We start from the raw sequence: 23,776 nt of genomic DNA, 5'->3' as shown, positions 1-23,776 counted from the left end.
GTGAACCTTACCGGTTTAAAAGGCATCATTGCCTCAGATTCTGCACTTGATCAGGCATGCGGTTCGATCTCGTCGGCACGGAACGGTTGTTTTGTTGCTCCCGCTGGCGCGCATCCTCCCGTTCTTGCTGCTCTAAGCGAATACGGACAGGCACAGCCACTGATTGCCCTGACTGCGACAGGGCGGGAAGCTGAACGTTTGACTGCTGCCCTGAGGTCGTGGACGGACAGTGTTGAAATGTTCCCTTCCTGGGAAACGCTCCCGCATGAGCGTCTTTCACCTCAGGTCGACACGATGGCCCGTCGTATTGCTGTGCTCCGCAGGCTGGTTCATCCCGTTGCAGGCGATCCGCATGCGGGTCCACTTTCGGTTCTTGTTGTCCCGATCCGCGCGTTTCTCCAGCCAATTATTCGAGGTGTGGCTGACATTGAAGTCGTGCGCGTCAAAGTCGGGGATCGTGTTGACTTGACGGATCTTGTCGACCGACTGACTGAACTGGGATACCAGTGCACCGACATGGTCGAATCTCGCGGACAAGTCAGCGTTCGCGGTGGAATCCTTGACGTTTTCCCGCCTCAGGAAGCGCATCCACTACGCATCGAGTTGTGGGGGGACGAAGTCGATGAGATTCGTGCCTTCTCTCTTCAAGACCAGCGAACCTTAGGGGAAGCACCGGACGGCCTCTGGGCAACCGCATGCCGTGAGCTCCTGCTCAATAGGGCAGTGCGAGCTCGCGCACGCGAACTGGCCACCGAGCTTCCAGGCGCTACCGAAATGCTGGCACTCGCTTCCGAGGGAATCGCGGCGCCCGGCATCGAATCCTTGGCACCGGTTCTGACCTCCGGCATGGATCGTCTGCTTGACCTTCTGCCCGCAGATAGCCCGATTATCGCCTGCGATCCGGAGAGGATTGCTGCCCGCGCCCAAGACCTGATCGCAACGACCGAAGAATTCTTAGCGGCCGCCTGGTCCACCGCCGCCGGTGGGGGACAAGTGCCCATTAAAGCAGGCGAGGCCTCGTTCCTTCACTACGAGGACATCTGGAAGTCGGACGATCGTGCCTGGTGGGAATTGACCACGCTCCCCCCACCCGAACTTGCCGACGCGCTTGGCGAGGACACTTCCGACGCGCTTGGCGAGGACACTTCCGACGCGCTCGCGGAAGAGACGAAGGCAGTGGTTGCGTCCCCAACTCTGATGAGCATGGGAGCGCGTGACGTACGCTCGTACAGGGGCGATTTTGTGTCGGCGAGCGCAGATTTGAAGCAGCTTGCGTCGCAGGGCTGGCGGATTGTCATCACAACTGAAGGCCCCGGTCCTGCACGCCGAATCCGCACAATTATGGCTGAAGCAGGGGTTCGGGCAACTCTGCGTGATGATATTGAGACTCCTGTCGAAGCCGGTTCGGTTGCCGTTACGACCGCGCAAGCTGGACAGGGTTTTGTCCTGCCGGGTGAGCAGTTCGTTATCCTCACGGAGTCGGATCTGACGGGTCGTACGGGTTCTACAACCCGGGACATGCGACGGATGCCCTCGCGTCGCAAGAAGGGTGTCGACCCGCTGTCACTGCACCCGGGTGACTACATCGTCCACGAGCAACATGGTATCGGCCGATTCATTGAGATGGTCTCGCGCACCGTGGGACGTGGCTCCGCATCTGTCACCCGTGACTATCTGGTTTTGGAGTACGCGCCTTCAAAGAGAGGCCAGCGTGGGGATCAGCTGTTTATTCCGACCGATGCCCTTGGACAGATTTCCAAGTACACGGGTTCGGATCAGCCGACGCTGACGAAGATGGGTGGAGCTGACTGGGCGAAGCGGAAAGCGAAGGCGAAGAAAGCGGTCAACGAGATTGCCAAGGAACTTATTCGCCTCTACGCTGCTCGCCAAGCAACCAAAGGACACGCGTTCGGCCCCGATACTCCGTGGCAACGCGAACTTGAGGATGCATTCCCATATGTGGAAACCCCCGATCAGCTGGTGACGATTGATGAAGTGAAAGCTGATATGGAGAAGCCGATCCCCATGGATCGCCTGCTGACGGGCGATGTCGGATACGGAAAGACCGAAATCGCTGTTCGCGCTGCGTTTAAAGCAATTCAAGATGGCAAGCAGGTTGCTGTGCTTGTTCCGACGACCCTGCTTGTACAACAGCATGTCGAAACTTTCACCGAACGCTACGCGGGCTTCCCCGTGACCATTGCGTCCCTCTCGCGTTTTTCAACGCCGAAGGAAACGCAAGAGGTGAAAGAGGGGCTTGCCTCGGGGCGCGTTGACCTTGTGATTGGCACTCATTCCTTGCTGACGGGAACGGTGGTGTTCAAGAACCTCGGCCTTGTCGTGATTGACGAGGAACAGCGTTTCGGCGTTGAGCATAAAGAGACGCTGAAGGCGCTGCGCACCGACGTGGATGTGCTGTCGATGTCGGCCACGCCGATCCCAAGAACGCTGGAAATGGCAGTGTCAGGTATTCGCGAGATGTCGATTCTGCAGACTCCACCAGAAGAACGCCAGCCGGTTTTGACTTTTGTTGGAGCGTACACGGATGCGCAGGTCAGTGCGGCAATTCGCCGTGAGTTGCTGCGTGACGGACAGGTGTTTTTTGTCCACAATCGCGTGGATTCAATTTCGAAGGTCGCAGCCCACATTCAGGAACTCGTTCCCGAGGCGCGCGTGAGGATCGCTCACGGAAAACTGAGCGAACACCAGCTAGAGGACGTGATCGTCGACTTCTGGAACCACGAGTTCGACGTTCTGGTGTGTACCACCATTGTGGAAACCGGCTTGGATATTTCCAATGCGAATACGCTGATCGTGGATCGCGCCGATGTGTTCGGTTTGTCCCAATTGCACCAGTTGCGTGGTCGAGTGGGACGAGGCCGCGAGCGTGCGTATGCGTATTTCTTCTATCCGGCGGACAAGACTCTGACGGAAACCGCGCATGAGCGCCTGAAGACTATCGCTGCGAATACCGACCTGGGTGCAGGGCTTGCTGTCGCACAAAAGGATCTAGAGATCCGAGGTGCCGGCAACCTGCTGGGCGGGGCTCAATCCGGTCATGTTGAAGGGGTTGGCTTCGACCTGTATGTGAGGATGGTCGCCGATGCGGTCGCAGCCTATCGTGGCGAGGCTCCTGAAGAGAAGAGCGACCTGCGGATGGATCTGAGCGTTGATGCCCACATTCCTGAGGACTATGTGCCCGGTGAGCGTCTGCGCTTGGAGGTATACGGCAAGATTGCGTCGATCACGTCGCCCGAGCGAGCAGCCGATGTGCGCGAGGAACTGATTGACCGATACGGGCCGTTGCCCCGCAATGTGGAATTGCTGTTCGATGTTGCTCGCCTTCGCACTATCGTGCGCGCAACCGGTATTGAAGAGATCGTGACCCAGGGCAAGTATCTGCGTGTTGGTCCGGTAGACCTGCGCGAGTCTCAGGTTCTTCGCTTGAAGCGTTTACACCCGGGTGCGGTCATTAAAGCTGCTGTTCGACAGGTCATGGTTCCCCTTCCCATGACTAGTCGAATCGGCGGAGAACCGCTCACGGATGAAGCGTTGCTGGATTGGGTTGAAACTTTGGTAACGAAGATTCTTGTCCCTTTTAACGCCTGATTTCATCATCATGGCGCTTTCAGCACTTTTAAAGGAACGTGTCATAAAATAATCGTGGCCAACATGGGCTATACGGCAGGGAGGACCTACGTGTTCAGCGTAAAGAAAGCAGCAATGGTTGCTGTAGCAAGCATTTCCATCCTGGGACTCGGAGCATGCTCGGCACACCCGGGCACCGCAGTTTCAGTGAACGGCGTCAACTACTCCGAAGCTGATGTTTCAGACGCCCTTTCCCAGTACGCTGAGTTGACCGGCCAGCCGATGGGTCGCGCAACCCTTGTTGCCATGCTTCCCGATGCTTTGAAGTTCACGCAGCTGGCTAATGAGAACCAGATTTCTGCAACCGATGAGCAGGTGAATGAGTTCGTTGCGTCGCTTGTTGACCAGGGACGTATTCATGCTCCATCCGGTGACTTCAGCCCCGTTCTGACCGAGATTCTTCGCTACTCGGTGATTAAAGCTCAGCTGGACCAGATGGGCCAGGATGCGCTTGCCACCCTCGCTGAGGACTACAAGGAAATCGCTGCTACGCAGCAGGTTGACATCAACCCTCGTTACGGCACGATTGAAGAAGATGGCAGCCTCAAGTCACCGATCTTCGGTGACGTTGTGGATGCTTCCGTTTTCACGGCTGGCCAGACCGGTGGCGGAGCTGGGTCTGGCGAGTGATCGTGTGATCCATTCCTCCTTGGTTCCGTCAAAGATCGGGACCAAAGGCGGCTGAACGGATCATCGCACCCCACAAGACGTGAATGCTTGTTCAGATTTGCGTCTGCAACTAGGCCGAACGGCCGCAAACGTACTACCGTTATGACTGACAACAGTCCACGAAATTGATCGATTGGAGAATGACGTGGCAAGGATTGAGGCTATTGCAGCTCGCGAGATTCTGGACTCGCGCGGTAACCCGACCGTTGAGGTTGAGGTCCTGCTCGAAGACGGAACGCTTGCACGTGCATCCGTGCCTTCAGGCGCTTCCACCGGCGCATTTGAAGCAGTTGAGCGTCGCGACGGCGACAAGGGCCGTTACCTGGGCAAGGGTGTTCAGGACGCCGTTGACGCAGTGAACGACATCATCGCCCCCGAACTGATCGACGAGGACGCTGCAGATCAGCGCACCATCGACCAGATCATGCTGGATCTCGACGGCACCCCGAACAAGGGCAAGCTTGGTGCAAACGCCATCCTCGGTGTTTCCCTCGCCGTTGCACACGCAGCAGCTGAGTCCGCTGGCCTGTCGCTCTACCAGTATCTCGGTGGCCCGAACGCTCACGTTCTGCCCGTCCCGATGATGAACATCCTCAACGGTGGTTCGCACGCCGACACCAACGTTGACATCCAGGAATTCATGATCGCTCCGATCGGTGCACCGACCTTCCGCGAAGCCCTCCGTTGGGGCGCAGAGGTCTACCACACCCTCAAGGGCGTCATCAAGGAACGCGGTCTGTCCACCGGCCTCGGTGACGAAGGCGGTTTCGCCCCGAACCTCGAGTCCAACGCTGCAGCACTCGACCTGATCATCGAAGCAATCGAAAAGGCCGGCTTCAAGCCCGGCGAAGACGTTGCTCTCGCCCTCGACGTTGCTTCCTCTGAGTTCTTCAAAGACGGCCTGTACCAGTTCGAAGGCGAAGGCCGCACGACCGAGTACATGGTTGAGTACTACGAGAACCTCATCTCGAAGTACCCGCTGGTTTCCATCGAAGACCCGCTGTCGGAAGACGAATGGGATGCATGGAAGTCCCTCACCGACAAGATCGGCGATCGCGTCCAGCTCGTTGGCGATGACTTCTTCGTTACCAACCCGGAGCGTCTGCGCAAGGGCATCGAGCTTGGCGCCGCCAACGCTCTGCTGGTTAAGGTCAACCAGATCGGTTCGCTCACCGAAACCCTCGATGCGGTTGAGGAAGCACACCGTAACGGCTACCGTTCGATGACCTCGCACCGTTCCGGCGAGACCGAAGACGTCACCATTGCTGACCTCGCAGTTGCCACCAACTCCGGTCAGATCAAGACTGGCGCACCGGCTCGTTCCGAGCGCGTTGCCAAGTACAACCAGCTTCTGCGCATCGAAGAAGAACTCGGCGATGCAGCTGTTTACGCTGGCCGTTCCTCCTTCCCGCGCCTCGGTCGCTGAACTGAGCGTAGCTAGGAAAAACGCTTCGTCGACGATGTGCTCACGCGCTGAGGCGACGTGTGGGCCCCGAACCGTCGGTTCGGGGCCCACTGCTGTATCAAGTCAATGAAACCTAAAAGTTGGAGCACATCACAGGTGCACGCTTCGGCTCGCCGTTAGGCTGACGCGCGCCAAAGCCCGAAGTGGGGCACCATTAGAAGCATGCCTCGTAATCCACGCAGTGAGCGCCCCCAAGCGCCCCGACGACCAGACCACAATCGTGGTCTATCGCGTGGAACCGCGCCCAAAAAGGATCAGAAGGCTTCAGAAAAATCATCCTTGTTCAAGCGCTCCAAGAAGTCTGATAGCGCAAAGGTGCAGGCAGATGTGCAGGTGCCACCCTCTCCCGCAGAACGCCTAGAGCGAGCACGGGAGATTCGTAGCGCTCATAAGGCGAATGTCGCCGCTTCAGCTCATCAGTTCCGTCCTGCACGTGTTCCGCAGAGTCGTGAAGAACGCCGTCGAGCTAAAGTTCGCGAGCGTCGTCAAGAGAAGAAAGCTCGCCAAGAACGCCGTCTTGCTGAAGGAAAGACGTTCCTTGTTGGCGGTCTGGAGCTTTCGACGCGTTTGCTCTCCGTTGTTGTTCTTGTTGGTGTGCTTGGGGCATTGCTCGTCCCCAATTTGTATGCGTGGTGGAAACAGGAGCAGGAGCTTCGCGACATCACCGCGAAGGTAGAACAGACGAAGCAACAGAATGCTCAGATGCGTGAGCAGCTCGACTTGTGGAGCGACCCGGAGTTCATTGCCTCGCAGGCTCGTGAACGACTCGGGTACGTGAAGCCGGGTGAGGTGCAGTACGCGGTGGTTGATCCTGGCGAGGAGTATGTGGACAAAGCGCAGATCAACGCTGCGTCGCCTGAAGGTCCAGCAAGGCCGTGGATTCAAGTTGTCGGTAAACTGATTCAAGAAGCTGACGAAGCTGAAGTGGGTCAGTCGAAGGCTGTACCATCGCAGTCTGGTGATCAGCCAGCGCCCAGTGGCGCGCAAAGCGCTCAATCTCAATAGCCGCGTGTCGCGGCCAAATCGTAAGGAGCACGTTATCGTGACCGAAGTGGGGAAAGACCCGTCGATCGCTACCGAAGCAGATCTGGATGTTTTGCGTGAGCAGTTGGATCGTGTGCCTCGTGGTGTTGTCGGTATTGGTGCACGTTGCGTGTGCGGCCGTCCGACTGTCGTGAAGACGGCCCCGCGTCTTGAAGACGGTAGTCCGTTCCCGACGACGTTCTATCTGACCAGCCCTCCGATCGTGAAGGCGTGTTCAACGCTCGAGGCCGAGCATGTCATGGAAGATTTCAATGACCTGCTGGCCAATGATGAAGAGGTTGCCGTTCAGTACCAGGCAGCTCATCATGACTATATTGAACGTCGTCTCGAATTGGGGGATGTTCCTGAAATCTCGGGTGTTTCCGCTGGTGGCATGCCGACGCGTGTCAAGTGCCTTCATGCTCTGGTTGGTCATGCCCTGGCAGCGGGTCCCGGTGTGAATCCGATTGGTGATCGCGCGTTAGCGATGATGGAAGAACGAGGGATGTGGAGCGCTCAGCACTGCTCCTGCTAATTGGTGGTTTCCGACCGGCGGTTGTTGTGTGGCAATGATGGTGTCGTTGATTAGGTGACGGCGTAGCTTGGGAGTGTGCCCCGAAAAGGAATGTGTATTTAATGAATCGTGTCGCTGGTATTGATTGTGGAACGAACTCCATCAGGTTGCTTGTTGCCGATGTGGAGCGTGATGAAAACGGTGTGCGCCTGACTGATTTGACTCGTCAGATGCGTATTGTTCGCTTGGGGCAGGGAGTAGATAAGACGGGTCGTTTCGATCCGGCTGCGATTGATCGCACAATTGATGCCGTTGTTGAGTATGAGCGCATGATTTCCCGCCTGGGTGCGTCGAAGGTGCGGTTTGTGGCGACGTCTGCGTCGCGGGATGCGTCCAATCGTGATGAATTTATCGATGCTGTTCGTTCGATTCTCGGCATCGAGCCGGAGGTTGTTGAAGGAACGCTCGAGGCCGCCCTGTCTTTCTCGGGCGCAGTCTCTGACCTAGGGGCAGGCGTCGAAAGCCCGATGCTTGTCGTCGATATTGGTGGTGGCTCGACCGAACTGGTCTTGGGCGATACTGAGGTTCGTCAGGCAATTTCTGTCGATATGGGTGCAGTGCGCGTGACAGAAAAATTCTTTGCTGACTGTGATCCGGAAGCGGGAATTCCCCGTGCTCATCAAGAGCGTGCAATCGAGTGGATTGATGAACAGCTCGATGGGGCGCAAAAGGTTGTTGACCTTGAGCGTGTGAAGACATTGGTGGGTGTTGCTGGCACTGTCACGACGTTGACCGCTCAGGCTTTGGGGCTTGCGACATACCAGCCGGAACTCATTCACGGTGCGTCGTTGAGTCTTGATCAGATTGATCAAGCGGTGCGTTTCATGGTGGATCAACCGACGAAGGTGAAGGCCGCTCTCGGGTTTATGCCTGAGGGGCGTGAAGATGTGATTGCGGCGGGTGCGCTGATTTGGAGCCGTATCGTCAAGCGTGTTGTTGCTCGCGCAACTGAGCAGGGGAGTGTCATTGACCATGTTGTGACGTCCGAGCATGACATTCTTGATGGCATTGCCATATCGCTTGCCTAGGCCCAGAGGAATTGCCTGAGATAGGTGGGGAGTGAAAAGTACCCCCAGTCGGACTCGAACCGACAACACACCGATTTTAAGTCGGTTGCCTCTGCCAATTGGGCCATGGGGGCCGCGCATGTGCGCGTCTCATTCTAACCTAAAGAACGCACTGCCTGAGCATAAGGATCTGCCGGCCATGCGCGCTTGTTCACCGCTTTCTTAGGCCTTCTCCGTCTGGTGGGGGACGAGTGTTTTCAGGAAAGACACAGGTTTTGTGGCGGTTTTGTGCGGTTTCTTCTAGGGAAAGTCCGTGATAGTCATGGGACAATAGAGATAGACACGTAAGACCTAGGAGGCCAGAAGTTGTCTAACCCAGTTTTTGACAAGCTTGAAACTCAGTGGGCGAAGGAATCGCAGTACACGCCGGCGGGATACCCCACAATGCCCGGATACACTCCATCATCGCAACCGAGCGCCGCTAACGCTGCGGATCAGCGTTACCCATATTCGACGGCGAACTCGTATTCCACCCAAGCTGGGTCGGCCTCGTCGATGGACTACGGGCAGTACACGCAGTCTCAGATGGAGTCGATGTACCAAGCGCCGGCCGCGGATGCTGTTGACCGTGGAGTGATGACCTACGACGACGTCATTATGAAGACCGGAATTTCCCTGGGTGTCCTGCTGGTTGCCGCTACGGCAACGTGGATGCTGTCTGCCGTGAACCCGTCGATGGCGATCGCGCTGTCCGGTGTTGGCGTGCTTGTTGGCTTCATTCTGGCGATGGTGAATTCGTTCTCTCAGACGATTCGTCCCGCTCTGATCCTCGCTTATGCAGCCTTCGAGGGTTTGGCTCTTGGCGCAGTTTCTGCCGTCTTCGAATTGATGTACCCCGGAATCGTCGTTCAAGCACTCGTTGCGACGGCCGCCGTCTTCGGTGTGACCCTTGCGCTCTTTGCTTCCGGTAAGGTCCGTAATTCGTCGAAGCTGATGAAGTTCACGCTGATTGCACTGATCGGCATCCTCGTTTACCGACTCTTGTCATGGGTTTTGACCCTGACGGGTGTCCTTTCCTCCGGTGGCTTCGACTCGATTACTGTGATGGGTATTCCGCTGGGCATTGTCGTTGGTCTGCTGGCTGTCTTCGTTGGAGCAGCCTGTCTGATCGGCGATTTTGACCAAGCGCGAATCGGTGTAGAGCAGGGCGTTCCTGCAAAGTATGCGTGGATGTGTGCTTTCGGTATTCTGGTCACCGTCGTGTGGATGTACCTAGAGATTCTGCGACTCATCGCAGCATTCAGGGACAACTGACTCTTTCTCTCCGATTCCAACGCAAGGAATCGAATCTTTACCGTGCATCACGAATCTTGAAGGAATCCTCATGGAAAACATCACTGTTACCGGCGACTTTGCCCGTAAGCCTCAGCTCGCCTTCGAAAATGCTCCCTCCGACGAACTTCTTGTCGAGGTCCTGACAGAAGGCGACGGCGATGTCGTTGAAGCCGGAGACACCATCCACTGCCACTACCTTGGCCAGGTGTTCGGTGGCGATATCTTCGACAACTCCTACGATCGTGGGGCGACCCTGAGTTTCCAGATCGGCGTTGGCATGGTCATCCGCGGATGGGACGAGGGCCTGCTGGGCCACCGCGTTGGTTCGCGCGTTCTGCTCTCCATTCCGCCGGAATACGGCTATGGCGCACGTGGTGTTCCGCAGGCAGGTATCGGTGGCGGTGACACGCTGGTGTTCGTCACCGACATCATGGGCGTTGCCTGAGTTCAGAGACAACGAACCGCGCCCGTAGCAAGCACAATGCGTTGCTGCGGGCGCGGCCTCGTATATATGCGCACAAGCCGAACGGAAAACGTTGGGTGTTGACATGCGAGGTGACTAGACGATCGGGCAGGGGATCCCTGTTCGTGCGTGGCATTCGTATCCGTTGGGATTCTTAAACAGGTACTTTTGGTGATAGTCCTCTGCGTACCAGAATTGACCGGCTTCGGATGCGGGGGCGATCTCAGTTGCGATTTGGCCGAAGCCAGCTTCGCTGATCTTTTCTTGATACGCATCACGGGCAGCGAGAGCCACTGCCAACTGTTCATCCGTCGAAATCCAGATTGCACCGCGATACTGGGGCCCACGGTCGTTACCCTGGCGGTTCACTTGAGTCGGATCGTGAATCTCAAAGAAGAGGGAAATGAGCTGAGCCACACTGGTCTTTTCGGTTGAATAGACAACACGCACGGTTTCAGCGTGGCCGGTCAGCCCGCTACAGACGTCGTCGTAGGAGGGGTTTTCCAGCGTGCCACCCATGTAGCCCGTTGCGGTTGCAACGACCCCCGGAGTATTCCAGAAGGCTTTGTCGACTCCCCAGAAACACCCCGCTGCAAAATAAATGATTTCTTCGTTTTTTCCGGGCTCGGTGTGAATGGGAGCGTTGAGAGCGACAGGGGCAATGAAACTGCCACCGCTGAAAAGGTCAGTCAGGTTTTTCATGGCTTCATCCAAACACTGAATACGCCAAGGCGCGACAGGAGGAGGAAATAGGCTACAAAGGAATTTGTACATGGTCTTGGGTAGTCTTGAAACAGTTCAACAGTGAAAGGGGTCGCGATGTTTGATCGCAGCGGACGGAACAAAGCGCGCCTTGGTGCGTTTGTTGCTCGGTTTGCGTCAGAAGCGGAGCACAAGAATGCCGTCGGCGCAGAAGAGCCCACGATGGAGTTTCACCGCGGGGATACGCTTGAAAGTGAACGCGATGCAACAAGGTCCGTTCCCTGGCCCCTTCGCTTATCTGCCGCACTGTCATGGCGTCTGATTGTCGTTGCGATCGCAACTGCGGGTATCGCGTGGGCTGCCTCCAAGATCTGGACGCTGATTATTTCCGTCGCGATCGCTTTGCTTCTTGCTGTCTTACTTGAACCGCTTGTGCGTTGGCTGACAGTAAAGGCAAAGCTCCCGAGGACGCTGGCAGCAGCTCTGGGTCTGCTATTCCTGGTTGCGCTTGTCGCCGGTGCTCTGTCTCAGGCGGGAACAGAAATTGCCATGCAGTTGCCTGATCTGATGAGGAAGGCTAGCGGTGGTCTTGATACGTTCCGTGACTGGTTGGCTCAGTTGCCATGGAAGATCGACATGACGGTCTTCGACAACGTTGTCACCAGTGCGATGACTCAGATTACCAACTATGTGCAGCAGAACGTGCAGCAGATTTTCAGCCAGGCCTACTCGGTCACATCCTCGGTGGTATCGCTGGTTTCCGGCTTCCTGATCATGCTGTTCTGCCTGTTCTTCTTCCTTAAAGAGGGACGCACAATCTGGCTGTGGATTGTGCGACTGTTCCCAGCTCCGGCACGTACTCCTCTGCACGAATCTGCGATTCGTGGCTGGGTGACGCTCGGTTCGTACGTTCGAACCCAGATTCAAGTTGCCGCTATCGACGCGGTGGGTATCGGTTTGGGAGCCTTCTTCTTAGGGCTCCCCATGGTTCTTCCGATCATTGTGGTCGTATTCTTTGCGTCCTTCGTTCCGATTGCTGGCGCAATGGTGTCTGGTGCCATCGCTGTTTTGGTTGCTTTGGTTGATCAGGGGATTACGGCTGGCGTTATCATGCTGGTTGTTATCTTGGTTGTTCAGCAGATCGAATCGAATCTTCTTCAGCCTCTGTTGATGTCTCACGCTGTTTCTCTTCACCCGATAGCCGTGTTGCTTGTCGTGGCAGGCGCTGGTTCGCTGGGCGGCATTCCTGGAGCTGTTTTCGGTGTTCCGATTGCGGCGTTCTTGAATGCCACGTTCCTCTACCTGCACGGATATGACTCCATGCCAGAGCTGGCAACAAAGCAGGATCGTCCCGGCGGTCCTCCTGGAATGCTCGATGAAATGGTCGCAGCATCGTACGCGTCGAAGACGCACGTCAACGAGGCCCCCGCTCAATCTTCATCCCAAGACGCGGCGTCTCAGATCGTGGCTGACGGATCGGTTGCGTCCACTTCTAGGCGTGAGGCCCCCGTTCCAGGGGAAAAACCGGATATGGACGGCACTGAAAGTGCCCAGAGCATGGAAAGTCCAGGGGAGGCTAGGTAGCGTTTAAGATTGTTCAACACGTGTGGCGGGGTCAGTAGTCAAAGACTACTGACCCCGCCACACATGCTTCGGCGCTATTTCCCTCCGGGTGTTCTACGGAAGCGTATCTTCTTTGAAACGCTGACCGTGAAAGAGTAGGAATGAAGGGGCGCTCTAGAGCGGATCAGCCCGCGAAAGGCTTTGCTGTGAGGATCTCGACCTCGATCTCCTTGCCATTTGGAGCCTCGTATGACACCTTGTCGCCCGTCTTGTGCCCGGTGACCGCGGCACCCAGAGGAGCCTTCGCAGAGAAGACCTGCACGCCCAAGTCTCCACCAGCGTCACGTGAACCGAGCAGGAACGTCATCTCGCGTCCGCCAACCAGAGCAGTCACAACCATGCCGGGTTCAACGATGCCGTCATCAGCGGGCGTTTCGCCAACCTCTGCTGAAGCGAGCATCTCCTGGAGAGTCTGGATGCGCGTTTCGTTCATCGACTGTTCGTTGCGTGCAGCGTGGTAGCCACCGTTCTCACGCAGGTCGCCCTCTTGGCGAGCCGCATCGATCAGCTTCGCAATTTCCGGGCGCTTGATTTCAATGCGCTCGGTGAGCTCCTTCTGTAGAAGGTCGTACTGAGCCTGAGTCAGCCACTGAGTGTCGGCCATAAGTGTCCTCCAAAAACGATAGCCGGAACGATGGTACCGGCGCTAAGACTCAGTCAGTCTAGCAATGCCAAAGCATTCCTGCCTGAATGCGAAGTAGTCAGGTAAATTCCGGGCGCAAACGTAACGTGCAGATGAGCCGTCCGGCCTCGTCAACACGGGCAGAGAAAATCAGAGAAGAACGGCCAAGTACACGCCCACGCAGTGGCATGCCCAGGCGGCAACGGTGAAAGCGTGGAAGATTTCGTGGAACCCGAACCACGTTGGGGAAGGATCCGGACGCTTTGTTGCGTAGACTATTGCGCCCAGCGTGTAAAGAATGCCCCCCGCGACGATCAGCCAGACCACAGCCGGGCCACCAGCGCTCCAGAGCTGAGGGAGGTATGCGACAGCAGTCCATCCCAAAACCACGTAGATTAACGTTGAGAGCCACCGCGGGGCGGTCGGCCAGAAAAGGTTGATGAGGATCCCGATGATGGCCCCAATCCAGACAATCGACAGCAGAACCATTGCATCGTGCCTGGTGAGCAAGGCAACCGACAAGGGAGTGTATGTGCCGGCGATGAGAAGGAAAATATTCGAGTGATCAAGCCGTTTCCACACGAGCTCCCAGTTCGGCTTCCAGTAGAAGCGATGATAGAGACCCGAGATGCCAAAAAGAAGAAGAGACGAGGCAAGGTAAACCGCTGATGCCCACTTTGTCGGAGTCGTTGGGGCAAGACAGATCAGCACAATTGATGCCGCTAGCGAGAGTGGGGCTGTAACAAGATGCAACCATCCTCGCAGGTGAGGCTTAATAGCGATCAACTGGTTTGGAACCCACGACTTCGGATGAAGCGATGCGACCTTCATGATGCCTCCCACAACGAATTCAAACGCGAATTAATTCAAACCGTGGCTGTCAGTCTCACGCTGATATCCACATAACCTACGTTACCGTAAGTTAGCGATTGTGTACGAGGGGCAATTCAGCAGATGAACATCTTCCAAGGCCTCCAAGGTGTTCGGTTCCAACAATCGTGGTCATCGCGCACCTCCACTGTGCATATGCGTGCAGGTGAGGTCACTTTCATTATGAAAAACGATTACCCTTAACGCAGATCAACGATCGCTAGCGGTTGCCCAATACGGTGTCGCTAACGGTTACGACACTGTCAACTGCTACCGGTAGCCGGAAATGGGAGGGACCATGGCGCGACTCGCTCTGGCCTATGACCTGTACGAGGAACGTCTGCGCAAGCAGCTTCCCCAGTCGGCCATCCCCAGACACATTGGTGTCATTCTTGACGGAAACCGTCGTTGGGCCAAATCCACCGGCAAACAAGCGTCGCAAGGTCATCGTGCCGGCGCCGAAAAGATCTCCGAATTCCTCGTCTGGGCAGAAGAACTCGGCGTCGAAGTCATCACCTTGTGGATGCTGTCGACCGACAATCTTTCTCGCACATCAGAGGAACTGACCGAACTCCTTGGTATCATCGCCGACGCCGTTGACCACTTGGCTATGCAAGGAAAATGGCATCTCAACGTCGTTGGAGACTTGGGCCTACTCCCCGAAGACGTAGCAGCGCGGATCCGCGCATCGGTTGCATCGACCGCGACCGTTCGGGGCATGAAAGTCAACGTTGCCGTCGGCTACGGAGGACGCCACGAAATCACCGAAGCTGTTCGCGCGATCATGCGTGAGGCGTCGGCCCAGGGGAAGAACCTTGACGAAGTCGCAGACTGTCTATCCGATGCGGATATCACTGCTCACCTGTACACGAAAGACCAACCGGACCCCGATTTGGTGATCCGCACGTCCGGCGAGCAACGACTGTCCGGGTTCATGATTTGGCAGTCAGTCCATTCGGAGTACTACTTCTGCGAGGCCTATTGGCCGGACTTTAGGCGCGTGGACTTCCTGCGTGCTCTGCGCTCCTATGCTCAACGTGAACGCAGGCTGGGAAAATAGATCCGTCGGAGTGTGACACCGGTGGAGTGAAGCCACCTGTTGGATAAAGAATACGGGCGATACTTCATGAGGTATCGCCCGTATTGTACGTAGCGCGTCAGTCGATTTCGTACGACCACGGTGGGTTAGCGCCCGCGCGTGACACGGTCACGTCAGAGATGCGGGAAGCGCGGTCAAGAATTGTTTGGACCTGGTCAGCATCAATTGTCTCAAGAGTGGCGCGTCCTTCAGCACCGCACAGCTGAAGACCCCACATTGCATCCAAAATGCCACCCATGAACGAATCACCAGCACCAACGGTGTCGACGACCTTGACATCGCCGGGGGTAGCTTCGACGCGGACACCGGACTTCGAAACGGCTAGACCGCCCTTCTTGCCACGAGTGACGATAATCAACGAAGGCCCAAGGTCAAGCCAACGGGCAATCACATGATCGAGTTCTTCACCATTGGTAAGCCACTCAAGATCCTCGTCGGACACCTTGATGACGTCCGATACTGCGACGAATTTTTCGACCAGGGGCATGGCTTTTTTTGGCGAGCCCATAACGGCAGGACGAGCGTTCGGGTCGAAGGTGATCAGTGCGTGAGGACGCGCGGTTTTCAGGGCCTCGTACACGGTGTCGGCACCAGGCTGGACGGCCGCGGAAATCGAGCCTGCGTGCACGACCAGCGCTTGGTCAGAAACGGGGATCGGGCGGGTGGGGTTCCAGTCGAAGTCGAAGGTGTAGGTGGCCGCGCCCTTGTCATCAATGGATGCAAGAGCGGTGGTCGTGTGGTGAGCCCCGCGCGATTCGGGGGTGATGACCACGTGGGAAGCGGTGAAGTGTTCCTCGATGACCTTGCCACGCGGGTCGTTTGCAAACCACGTGGAGAGCACCGATGGGCGTCCCAGACGCCCAAGGGTCATAGCGACGTTCGCTGGCGAACCACCGGGGATTTCGCGTGCATCTTCAGGGTGAGAAATAGGCGTAACGATGTCAATGAGCGCTTCGCCGATGGCGAGAATATGAGGCTCGTGAGCAAGATCCATGGCACATCCTTTGTCGGGTGCGCAGACAGGCTGCGCGATCTGTACCGATTTTAGTCTGAGCAGGGTATCAACGTGCCCAATCGATGCTCGCGTGTGGCATCTGTGCGCAGGGTGTTGGTCTGTTGCCCGCCATGGTCGCTGTGTTCGTCTCCAAAGCGGATATCAACTGGATCTCAAGCACATCCACAAAGACTCCCAAACGAATTCGATGACAAGCTCTACGCGAACCATCATTCGCGCCTGCCAGCTTACTGTGTGGGGGCCTCAGCCTTATCCAGACGAGACGCGGCAACATCAAGAATCTGCTTGCAGTGAGTGGCCAACGCTTCCCCGCGCTCCCACTGAGACAGAGTCGTTTCAAGCGGTGCTTGACCCGATTCGAGTTGCTTGACGATCTGCACGAGTTCGTCGCGTGCTTGCTCGTAGGACAGTGACTCGACGGGAGCCAGTTCGTTATCCATATGTACCTCCGGGGTATGACAGTCGATGTGAGAGTGAATGGTTGATGTGCAAAGAAAGGGGGACGAGGTCGCGCCCATTTATCCGTTCGCTTGGCCTGTCGGCGACGCGGGCGTAGTTCCCACAACCTGAGCGACCATTCGGCCCGATGCAAGGATGCCTTCGATCAAACTACCTTTTGGTGCGTCGGCAACATCCTTGATGATTGCTCCACTGGGAAGCTTCAGAATTGAATATCCGCGATCGAGTGTTCCCTGCGGGGAAAGAGCAGTGAGTGTTGCCTGCATCCGTCCCAGTGCGGTTGTTTCAGCTGAAAGACGTCGCTCGACTGCATGTCGCAAACCGGTGAGCGTTTGAGCAAGCCCCGCGCGATGCGTATCGACGACCGCCCCCGGGCTGAGCAGAACCGGGCGAGAAGCGTATGAATCGATGAGCTGGCGCTCGCGGCCCAATCGAAGCATGATGGCTCCGCGCATTGTGTCGATTGCTGTTTGAATGTGCGCTTGCTCAGTTGCATAGTCCGGGACGATTCGCTTCGCGGCATCCGTCGGAGTCGACGCCCTGAAATCGGCGACAAAGTCCAGCAGGGGAGCGTCGGCCTCGTGCCCAATCGCCGACACGACCGGAGTGGAAGCTAGCGCGACGGCGCGCAGTAGTCGCTCGTTAGAGAACGGCAGAAGGTCTTCGACGGAGCCGCCACCGCGTGCAATGACGATGACATCAATATCGGGCCGTGCGTCCAATTCCCTGAGAGCACTCATGACTTCTGGCACGCAGCGCTCGCCCTGAACGGCGACTTCCCTGATCTCGAAGTCGGCGACGGGCCAGCGGTCTGTGGCGTTGACGAGGACATCGTCTTTCGCCTTCGCGTTCGACCCGCAGATTAGGCCGATTCGACCGGGCAGGAAGGGGATGGGCTTCTTTCGCTCAAGCGCAAAGAGTCCTTCTTTTTGAAGCTGAGCGCGCAATTGCTCGATCTGAAGCAGAAGATTGCCCGAGCCCGCGATACGGATTTCTTGTGCGCGCAGATTCAGGGAACCCTTTGATGTCCAAAACTGAGGGGTAACACGCGTGACGATCCGTGCGCCCTCTGTGAAAGCGCCACCAAGTTCCTTCAGCATCCCCGGCCATGCGGTGACGGTCATCGAAGTGTCGGTCTCAACATCACGGAGGACGAAGAATGCGATTTTCGAGGTAGCGCGTGGCTTATATTCAACGATCTGGCCTTCGACCCAGAGCGTAGACATGCGTTCGACGTAGATTTTGATGTTCTCCGTTAGCTTGCGGAGAGGCCAGGGGTTATCTGCGGTTGTGTCCGCGGCCCGAAGTGCCAGAGGTTGATTCGTCACGCATCCAAGAATGCCACAGACCATGGGTGAATCGAATTGCAGAAATGTGGAGCTGTGCTCAAAGCCCCGTTCAGCGCGCACTCACGACCCAGATGTCGGTAAATTGAGAGCATGAGTGACCTGACGGATGCTTTTCCCGCCATCGATTCGACCTGCTCCGCTTCTTCGAAGGAATCGGGGAACGAGGCCGGTCACATCTTCTTGGCCGCCCCACGTGGGTACTGCGCCGGAGTGGACAGGGCTGTTGATGTCGTTGAAAAGGCCTTGGACCTTTACGGTGCGCCGGTTTATGTGCGTAAAGAGATCGTGCACAACAAATACGTCGTTGAGTCGCTGACGAAGCGTGGCGCGATTTTCGTCCAAGAGACTGACGAGGTCCCCGAAGGAGCTCGCGTCGTCTTCAGTGCACACGGTGTTTCGCCACAAGTACGTGATGGAGCTGAACGCCGTCGGCTTGCCACGATTGATGCGACGTGCCCGTTGGTGACCAAGGTTCACCGCGAGGCCGTGCGTTTCGCGAAGGAAGACTACGACATCATTCTGGTCGGGCATCAGGGGCACGAAGAGGTCGAAGGTACCTTCGGTGAAGCCCCTTCGCATATTCAGGTCGTGGGAACACCCGACGAGGTCGCAAACGTTGAGGTTCGTGATCCTGACCGTGTCGTGTGGATTTCACAGACCACGCTGTCCGTTGACGAGACGCGCGAAACGGTTGACCGTCTGCGTCAGCGTTTCCCCAATCTGATTGACCCGCCGTCGGACGATATCTGCTACGCGACCCAAAACCGTCAGGTTGCCGTTAAGACGATTGCCCCGAAGGTTGACGTCATGGTGGTTGTCGGTTCGGCGAACTCCTCGAACTCGGTGCGCCTTGTCGAAGTCGCTCTTGAAGCCGGTGCCGGTGCAGCGTATCGCGTGGATAAGGCTGAAGAACTGCAGGAAGTCTGGTTTGAAGGCGCCAAGGTGGTCGGTTTGACCTCGGGTGCTTCCGTGCCTGAGATCCTGGTTCGCGATGTTATTGAGTGGTTGCAACCTCGTGGGTTCCCCACGGTTGACGTTGTTCGAACTGAAACGGAAACGATCACCTTCGCGTTGCCTCGTAATTTGCGAACGGAACTGAAAGCGAACGGCTTAGTCGACGCACGCCCGCACGCACCGCGCAAGGCTGGCCCTGATCACACCAGCTGATACTCCATACGATGGCACGCTGACCTAGAATGGTCAGCGTGTCTCTTACTATCGGAATCGCAGGACTGCCCAACGTCGGCAAGTCGACCCTGTTCAATGCTCTGACTCGCGCCACCGTTCTGGCGGCGAACTACCCGTTCGCAACCATTGAACCGAACGTTGGCGTTGTGCCTTTGCCGGATCCTCGCCTGAAGGTGCTGGCGGATATCTTCCATTCAGAGAAGATCATTCCCGCGACGGTTTCCTTCGTTGATATTGCAGGTATCGTCCGAGGTGCGTCTGAGGGTGAAGGCCTGGGCAACCAGTTCCTCGCAAATATTCGCGAGGCCGACGCGATCTGCCAGGTAACTCGCGCATTCTTAGACCCGGATGTCGTGCACGTTGACGGCAAGGTTGATCCTGCTTCCGACATTGAGACGATCCAGACCGAGCTGATTCTTGCCGATATCCAGACGCTGGAAAAGCAGATCCCGCGCCTCGAAAAAGAGGTACGAGGTAAGAAGACCGAAGCGGTCGTTCTTGAAACTGCCAAGGCAGCTCTTGAAATCCTCGAACGTGGCGAGCTCCTGTCGGGCCCTGCGGGCGCTGACTTGGATCCCGATGCGCTGAAATCGTTCCAGCTCATGACGACTAAGCCGTTCATTTTCGTGTTCAACATGGACGCGAAGGGGATGGAAGACGAGGCCCTGCAAGCATCGTTGCGTGAGCTGGTCGCTCCGGCTGATGCCATCTTCCTTGACGCTCAGTTCGAAGCCGAACTGGTTGAGCTTGATGAAGACGATGCGCGCGAGATGCTGGAAGAATCCGGACAGAGCGAAGCCGGCTTGGACAAGCTGGCGCGCGTTGGGTTTGAAACTCTTGGCTTGCAGACCTATCTGACGGCAGGTCCGAAGGAATCGCGCGCGTGGACGATCCATCGCGGTGATACTGCTCCGCAGGCTGCCGGCGTTATCCACACGGACTTCCAGAAGGGCTTCATTAAAGCTGAGATCGTGTCCTATGACGACCTGATCAAATACGGTGGCATGCAGGAAGCCCGCGCGGCCGGCAAGGTCCGCATGGAAGGCAAGGATTACGTGATGGCTGACGGCGACATCGTCGAGTTCAGGTTCAACGTCTGAACCTCTGACCAAGTTCCGAACGGGGCTTACATCAAAGAAGTAGAATAGAGGCTGTGACGTTCGTCTCGTGCGAAACGTGGTTGAGCTCCGCTTCAACGTTGAGCGAGGTGCCCCACCCATTGCAGTTTTCTGCTGCTTGGTCTGATACTTGAAGCATGACGATGTGGAAAGTGTCTGATGACTGGTTTGATCGGCACACAACCCAAGACCTGGCATACCGAGTCCGGGTGCGTGTCATAACGCCGAAAGCGCTGGACTCCGCGTGGGCGCGCATTGTTGAAGAGCACGGTTCTGATGCCGAGGGTGTTGTGTCAATCGGCGGGGCTGCGCTCATCCGGGTCAACGACTGCGAGGCTGAGGCCATCAGCGGGGGAGAAGACGCCCTTGACTCTCTTGAGTGGGCGGTCAACGACGTTCTCGGTGAGGCCCTCAAGGGGGCCGAGGTGCTCGTTGTAAGCGAAGAGCGTTCCCTCGTCATCGACTAGGGAACGCTCTTCGGCTGCTTCTGAAATCAGCTGTGTGGTTAGGGGGTCATGCCCGATGCCCGGTCAGCTTCTTCAGTGGTCCTGATGAAACATGCGTTTGCCTGAGGCAGCCAGAAGAACGCAATCAGAAGGATCGAAATGATGACCACTGCGACCGTTCCGCCGCCACCGGACTCGAGGCCTGCGACGGTGCCTTGCGCGCCCCAAGGGAGCGACTTCTCTCAACGCAAAATAGGAGACGAGGCCACACAATCTGGCGTTCTGCCCGTAAAAAACCAGGGGGTTAGGCCTCTTCGTCCTCAGCGTGCAGGCGTGGAACCGACGCCATTTCGGGGTTCACGCCCACCTTGTCAGCGTAGAACTCGCGTATGACCTCCATGTCAGCGCGCACGTCGCCGGTCAGGGTGATGTTATGACCCCATCCGAAAGTCATCGTCTTCTTATCGACAAACCCGAGCTGAACAGGCAAGTGGGCACCCGTCGCAATCCGGTAGAAACCGGACTTCCAGTAGTCGCGCGGGGACCTCGTACCCTTCGGGGTGAGCACGATGGTGAATTTATCCGCGACGTTCGACTGCTCCACAATCTGCCCCACGACGCCGTGTGCACCACTGCGATCGATCGCACGTCCGCCGATCCACTTGACGAACCTACCGAAGACGGGGACCTTCACCACGGAGTCTTTGACGAGGAACGTGAATTCGCGGTTAATCGACCAGAATGCGAGCGCCATGAAAACGCCATCCCAGTTGGACGTGTGAGGCGCACCGATGACCATGACTTTTTCAGGCAGTGGCTCGGCGGACAGAGTCCAACGCGAGAACTTCATGTACGTGCGGGCGATCAGCGGGCGTATTCGCACAGTGTCCCTCTCGATGGTGGGTGCTTCGGGGTGGTTGTGTGGTGTTCGACAATGATGGGCGACGAGGCGCATCATGCGGTCTCACTTCCTCTCTAACGGTAGTACGCCCGCTCGCGAGCGTGCATGAGCGTCCCACATGACGTGGTGAACGTCGCAGGTATGGGTAGGGGAATGCCGGCGTTAAGCCGATATTCTGGTTTCAGCTATTTTGTGGGTCGAATGTGTACCCACCGGCCATGCTCGCACTGACTGATTCAGGTGTTGCTGGCCATCGTGTTATTGAGGAGTTCATCTATGCCAACCCGCTCTGACCTGCGTAATGTCGCAATCGTGGCGCACGTTGACCACGGTAAGACAACCCTGGTCGACGCGATGCTCTGGCAGTCCGGCGCTTTTTCTGACCGTGACACCGTCGAGAAGACGGGCGAGCGCGTCATGGACTCGGGCGATCTTGAACGCGAAAAGGGCATTACGATCCTCGCGAAGAACACAGCTGTCCACTACCGTGGTCCAGCCGCTCAGAAGCTCGGTCTTGAAGACGGCGTCACCATTAACGTTATTGACACCCCCGGTCACGCTGACTTCGGTGGCGAGGTTGAACGTGGTCTGTCCATGGTTGATGGTGTTGTCCTGATGGTCGATGCTTCCGAGGGGCCGCTTCCTCAGACTCGCTTCGTTCTACGTAAGGCTCTGCAGGCACAGCTCCCGGTTATCGTCGTTGTGAATAAGGTTGACCGCCCGGACTCTCGTATCGAAGAGGTCGTTTCTGAAACGACCGACCTTCTGCTGTCGCTGGGTGAAGATCTGCTGAATGACGGTATTGAAACCGATGTTGATTCTCTGCTCGATGTGCCCGTTATTTACGCGTCCGCCAAGGCTGGCGTGTGCTCGCTGGAAAACCCCGGTGACGGCCAGCTTCCGACCGAGGATCTCGAGCCCCTGTTTGAAACGATTCTGAACCGTATCCCCGGCCCAGAATACGAAGAGGACATTCCGCTTCAGGCACACGTTACGAACCTTGATGCATCGCCGTTCCTAGGTCGTCTTGCTCTGCTTCGTATCCACAATGGCACGCTGACCAAGGGTGCGAATGTGGGTCTTGCCCGCCATGACGGCACCATTCGTTCCGTGCGTATCACCGAACTGCTACGCACTGAAGGCCTGGAGCGCGTTTCTGCTGAGACTGCTGGCCCCGGCGATATCGTCGCTGTTGCCGGTATTGAAGACATCATGATCGGTGAATCGCTGGTCGACCTTGAAGATCCTCGTCCTCTGCCGTTGATCACCGTTGATGATCCGGCGATCTCGATGACGATCGGTATCAACACTTCGCCGATGGCTGGTCGTGTCAAGGGTGCGAAGGTCACCGCACGTCAGGTCAAGGATCGTCTTGACCGCGAGCTGGTGGGCAACGTGTCTCTGAGGGTTCTGCCGACCGAGCGTCCCGATGCCTGGGAGGTTCAGGGTCGCGGGGAGCTGGCTCTTGCCATCCTGGTCGAGCAGATGCGTCGCGAAGGCTTCGAACTGACCGTCGGTAAGCCTCAGGTTGTCACGAAGGACATTGAAGGTGTTCGCAGTGAGCCGATGGAACGTATGACTATCGACATTCCCGAAGAGTACCTCGGCTCCGTTACGCAGCTGATGGCAGCCCGTAAGGGTCGCATGGAAACCATGTCGAACCACGGTTCGGGCTGGATCCGCCTGGAGTTTGTCGTTCCGGCGCGCGGTCTGATCGGCTTCCGTACCCGCTTCCTCACCGAAACGCGCGGTACCGGTATCGCATCGTCGATCGCTGACGGCTACGCCCCGTGGCAGGGTGTCATCGAGCAGCGTCTGACCGGCTCGCTGGTTGCTGACCGTGCAGGCCAGGCAACTCCGTATGCGATGACGAATCTGCAGGAACGCGGTTCCTTCATCGTTGAGCCTTCTTCCGAGGTTTACGAAGGCCAGGTTGTTGGCGAAAATCCGCGTGGCGAAGATATGGACGTCAACATCTGCCGTGAGAAGAAGCAGACGAACACGCGTTCAGCTACCGCTGATGTGTACGAATCGCTGACTCCGTCGCGCAAGCTGACTCTTGAAGAGTCGCTTGAATTTGCGGCTAACGACGAATGTGTCGAGGTCACGCCTGAAGCGGTTCGCGTCCGCAAGGTCGTCTTGGATGCGCAGGAACGTTTCAAGATCGCAGCACGCGAGCGTCGCGCAGCGAAGTGAGTGG

The 23,776-nt window shown here is 57.1% G+C and carries 21 protein-coding genes and 1 tRNA gene; 14 read left to right on the top strand and 8 right to left on the bottom strand.

Features of this window, described 5'->3' with window-relative positions:
- From mfd to QP503_RS01615, 6 genes are all read left to right on the top strand, one after another.
- On the top strand, positions 1 to 3,609 hold the full coding sequence (gene mfd, locus QP503_RS01640) for a transcription-repair coupling factor (RefSeq protein ID WP_285101087.1): 3,609 nt from the start codon (positions 1 to 3) through the stop codon (positions 3,607 to 3,609).
- Positions 3,610 to 3,699: 90 nt separating this feature from the next.
- Entirely contained in the window at positions 3,700 to 4,278 is a 579-nt protein-coding gene (locus tag QP503_RS01635) for a hypothetical protein (protein WP_219585384.1), read from the top strand.
- Positions 4,279 to 4,462: 184 nt separating this feature from the next.
- Positions 4,463 to 5,743, top strand: coding sequence for a phosphopyruvate hydratase (gene eno / locus QP503_RS01630; protein WP_219585382.1), 1,281 nt, complete (start codon positions 4,463 to 4,465; stop codon positions 5,741 to 5,743).
- Between the two features lie 201 nt (positions 5,744 to 5,944).
- A complete protein-coding gene (locus QP503_RS01625) occupies positions 5,945 to 6,787 on the top strand; it encodes an FtsB family cell division protein (RefSeq protein ID WP_103632033.1) in 843 nt (280 codons plus the stop codon).
- Between the two features lie 37 nt (positions 6,788 to 6,824).
- On the top strand, positions 6,825 to 7,340 hold the full coding sequence (locus tag QP503_RS01620) for a DUF501 domain-containing protein (protein ID WP_103632071.1): 516 nt from the start codon (positions 6,825 to 6,827) through the stop codon (positions 7,338 to 7,340).
- 101 nt (positions 7,341 to 7,441) lie between these two features.
- Positions 7,442 to 8,407, top strand: a complete 966-nt coding sequence (locus QP503_RS01615; protein ID WP_103632032.1) for a Ppx/GppA phosphatase family protein — start codon at positions 7,442 to 7,444, stop codon at positions 8,405 to 8,407.
- Between the two features lie 39 nt (positions 8,408 to 8,446).
- Here QP503_RS01615 and QP503_RS01610 read toward each other — a convergent pair.
- Positions 8,447 to 8,520, bottom strand: a tRNA-Leu gene (locus QP503_RS01610).
- A 232-nt stretch (positions 8,521 to 8,752) separates the two neighbouring features.
- Between QP503_RS01610 and QP503_RS01605 the strand changes: the two genes are divergently transcribed.
- On the top strand, positions 8,753 to 9,700 hold the full coding sequence (locus QP503_RS01605; RefSeq protein WP_219585379.1) for a Bax inhibitor-1/YccA family protein: 948 nt from the start codon (positions 8,753 to 8,755) through the stop codon (positions 9,698 to 9,700).
- A 70-nt stretch (positions 9,701 to 9,770) separates the two neighbouring features.
- Positions 9,771 to 10,166, top strand: coding sequence for an FKBP-type peptidyl-prolyl cis-trans isomerase (locus QP503_RS01600; RefSeq protein WP_285068084.1), 396 nt, complete (start codon positions 9,771 to 9,773; stop codon positions 10,164 to 10,166).
- Between the two features lie 114 nt (positions 10,167 to 10,280).
- Here QP503_RS01600 and msrA read toward each other — a convergent pair whose 3' ends face one another.
- Positions 10,281 to 10,886, bottom strand: coding sequence for a peptide-methionine (S)-S-oxide reductase MsrA (gene msrA, locus QP503_RS01595; protein WP_219585375.1), 606 nt, complete (start codon positions 10,884 to 10,886; stop codon positions 10,281 to 10,283).
- 117 nt (positions 10,887 to 11,003) lie between these two features.
- On the opposite strand from msrA, the gene QP503_RS01590 reads away from it, so the two are divergent.
- Positions 11,004 to 12,470, top strand: coding sequence for an AI-2E family transporter (locus QP503_RS01590; RefSeq protein ID WP_285101084.1), 1,467 nt, complete (start codon positions 11,004 to 11,006; stop codon positions 12,468 to 12,470).
- 163 nt (positions 12,471 to 12,633) lie between these two features.
- Here QP503_RS01590 and greA read toward each other — a convergent pair whose 3' ends face one another.
- Together greA and trhA are read right to left on the bottom strand one after the other, a co-directional pair.
- A complete protein-coding gene (greA, locus tag QP503_RS01585; RefSeq protein ID WP_219585371.1) occupies positions 12,634 to 13,113 on the bottom strand; it encodes a transcription elongation factor GreA in 480 nt (159 codons plus the stop codon).
- Positions 13,114 to 13,281: 168 nt separating this feature from the next.
- Positions 13,282 to 13,962 carry a PAQR family membrane homeostasis protein TrhA gene (gene trhA / locus QP503_RS01580; RefSeq protein ID WP_219585369.1) on the bottom strand — a complete coding sequence of 227 codons (681 nt, stop codon included), beginning with the start codon at positions 13,960 to 13,962 and terminating at the stop codon, positions 13,282 to 13,284.
- A 337-nt stretch (positions 13,963 to 14,299) separates the two neighbouring features.
- Here trhA and QP503_RS01575 point away from each other — a divergent pair, with 337 nt between their 5' ends.
- Positions 14,300 to 15,061, top strand: coding sequence for an isoprenyl transferase (locus tag QP503_RS01575; protein ID WP_219585367.1), 762 nt, complete (start codon positions 14,300 to 14,302; stop codon positions 15,059 to 15,061).
- A 97-nt stretch (positions 15,062 to 15,158) separates the two neighbouring features.
- Here the strand turns inward: QP503_RS01575 and QP503_RS01570 are convergent, their stop codons facing one another.
- The 3 genes from QP503_RS01570 to xseA all read right to left on the bottom strand — a co-directional run bounded on the left by QP503_RS01570 (position 15,159) and on the right by xseA (position 17,926).
- On the bottom strand, positions 15,159 to 16,094 hold the full coding sequence (locus QP503_RS01570; protein ID WP_285101080.1) for a carbohydrate kinase family protein: 936 nt from the start codon (positions 16,092 to 16,094) through the stop codon (positions 15,159 to 15,161).
- 248 nt (positions 16,095 to 16,342) lie between these two features.
- The gene (locus tag QP503_RS01565) at positions 16,343 to 16,555 is read right to left on the bottom strand and encodes an exodeoxyribonuclease VII small subunit (RefSeq protein WP_103632023.1); all 213 of its coding nucleotides are present in this window, start codon (positions 16,553 to 16,555) and stop codon (positions 16,343 to 16,345) included.
- A gap of 78 nt (positions 16,556 to 16,633) precedes the next feature.
- Complete coding sequence (gene xseA, locus QP503_RS01560) at positions 16,634 to 17,926, bottom strand: exodeoxyribonuclease VII large subunit (protein WP_285101078.1); 1,293 nt, start codon at positions 17,924 to 17,926, stop codon at positions 16,634 to 16,636.
- 87 nt (positions 17,927 to 18,013) lie between these two features.
- Here xseA and QP503_RS01555 point away from each other — a divergent pair, with 87 nt between their 5' ends.
- The 3 genes from QP503_RS01555 to QP503_RS01545 all read left to right on the top strand — a co-directional run bounded on the left by QP503_RS01555 (position 18,014) and on the right by QP503_RS01545 (position 20,696).
- Positions 18,014 to 19,090 (top strand): 4-hydroxy-3-methylbut-2-enyl diphosphate reductase, encoded by a 1,077-nt coding sequence (locus QP503_RS01555; protein WP_285101076.1) that lies wholly within the window; start codon positions 18,014 to 18,016, stop codon positions 19,088 to 19,090.
- Positions 19,091 to 19,128: 38 nt separating this feature from the next.
- Positions 19,129 to 20,211, top strand: coding sequence for a redox-regulated ATPase YchF (gene ychF, locus QP503_RS01550; protein ID WP_219585357.1), 1,083 nt, complete (start codon positions 19,129 to 19,131; stop codon positions 20,209 to 20,211).
- 155 nt (positions 20,212 to 20,366) lie between these two features.
- Positions 20,367 to 20,696, top strand: a complete 330-nt coding sequence (locus QP503_RS01545; protein ID WP_285069647.1) for an XRE family transcriptional regulator — start codon at positions 20,367 to 20,369, stop codon at positions 20,694 to 20,696.
- Positions 20,697 to 20,979: 283 nt separating this feature from the next.
- Here the strand turns inward: QP503_RS01545 and QP503_RS01540 are convergent, their stop codons facing one another.
- Positions 20,980 to 21,558 (bottom strand): 1-acyl-sn-glycerol-3-phosphate acyltransferase, encoded by a 579-nt coding sequence (locus QP503_RS01540; protein WP_442953366.1) that lies wholly within the window; start codon positions 21,556 to 21,558, stop codon positions 20,980 to 20,982.
- Positions 21,559 to 21,852: 294 nt separating this feature from the next.
- On the opposite strand from QP503_RS01540, the gene typA reads away from it, so the two are divergent.
- Positions 21,853 to 23,772: a translational GTPase TypA gene (gene typA, locus QP503_RS01535; RefSeq protein WP_179369821.1), complete on the top strand. Its 1,920-nt coding sequence runs from the start codon at positions 21,853 to 21,855 to the stop codon at positions 23,770 to 23,772.
- Positions 23,773 to 23,776 lie beyond the last annotated feature (4 nt).

The organism is Pauljensenia sp. UMB0895 (assembly GCF_030218905.1).
GTDB lineage: Bacteria > Actinomycetota > Actinomycetes > Actinomycetales > Actinomycetaceae > Pauljensenia > Pauljensenia turicensis_A.
This window is presented reverse-complemented; position numbering and strand designations above follow the sequence as displayed.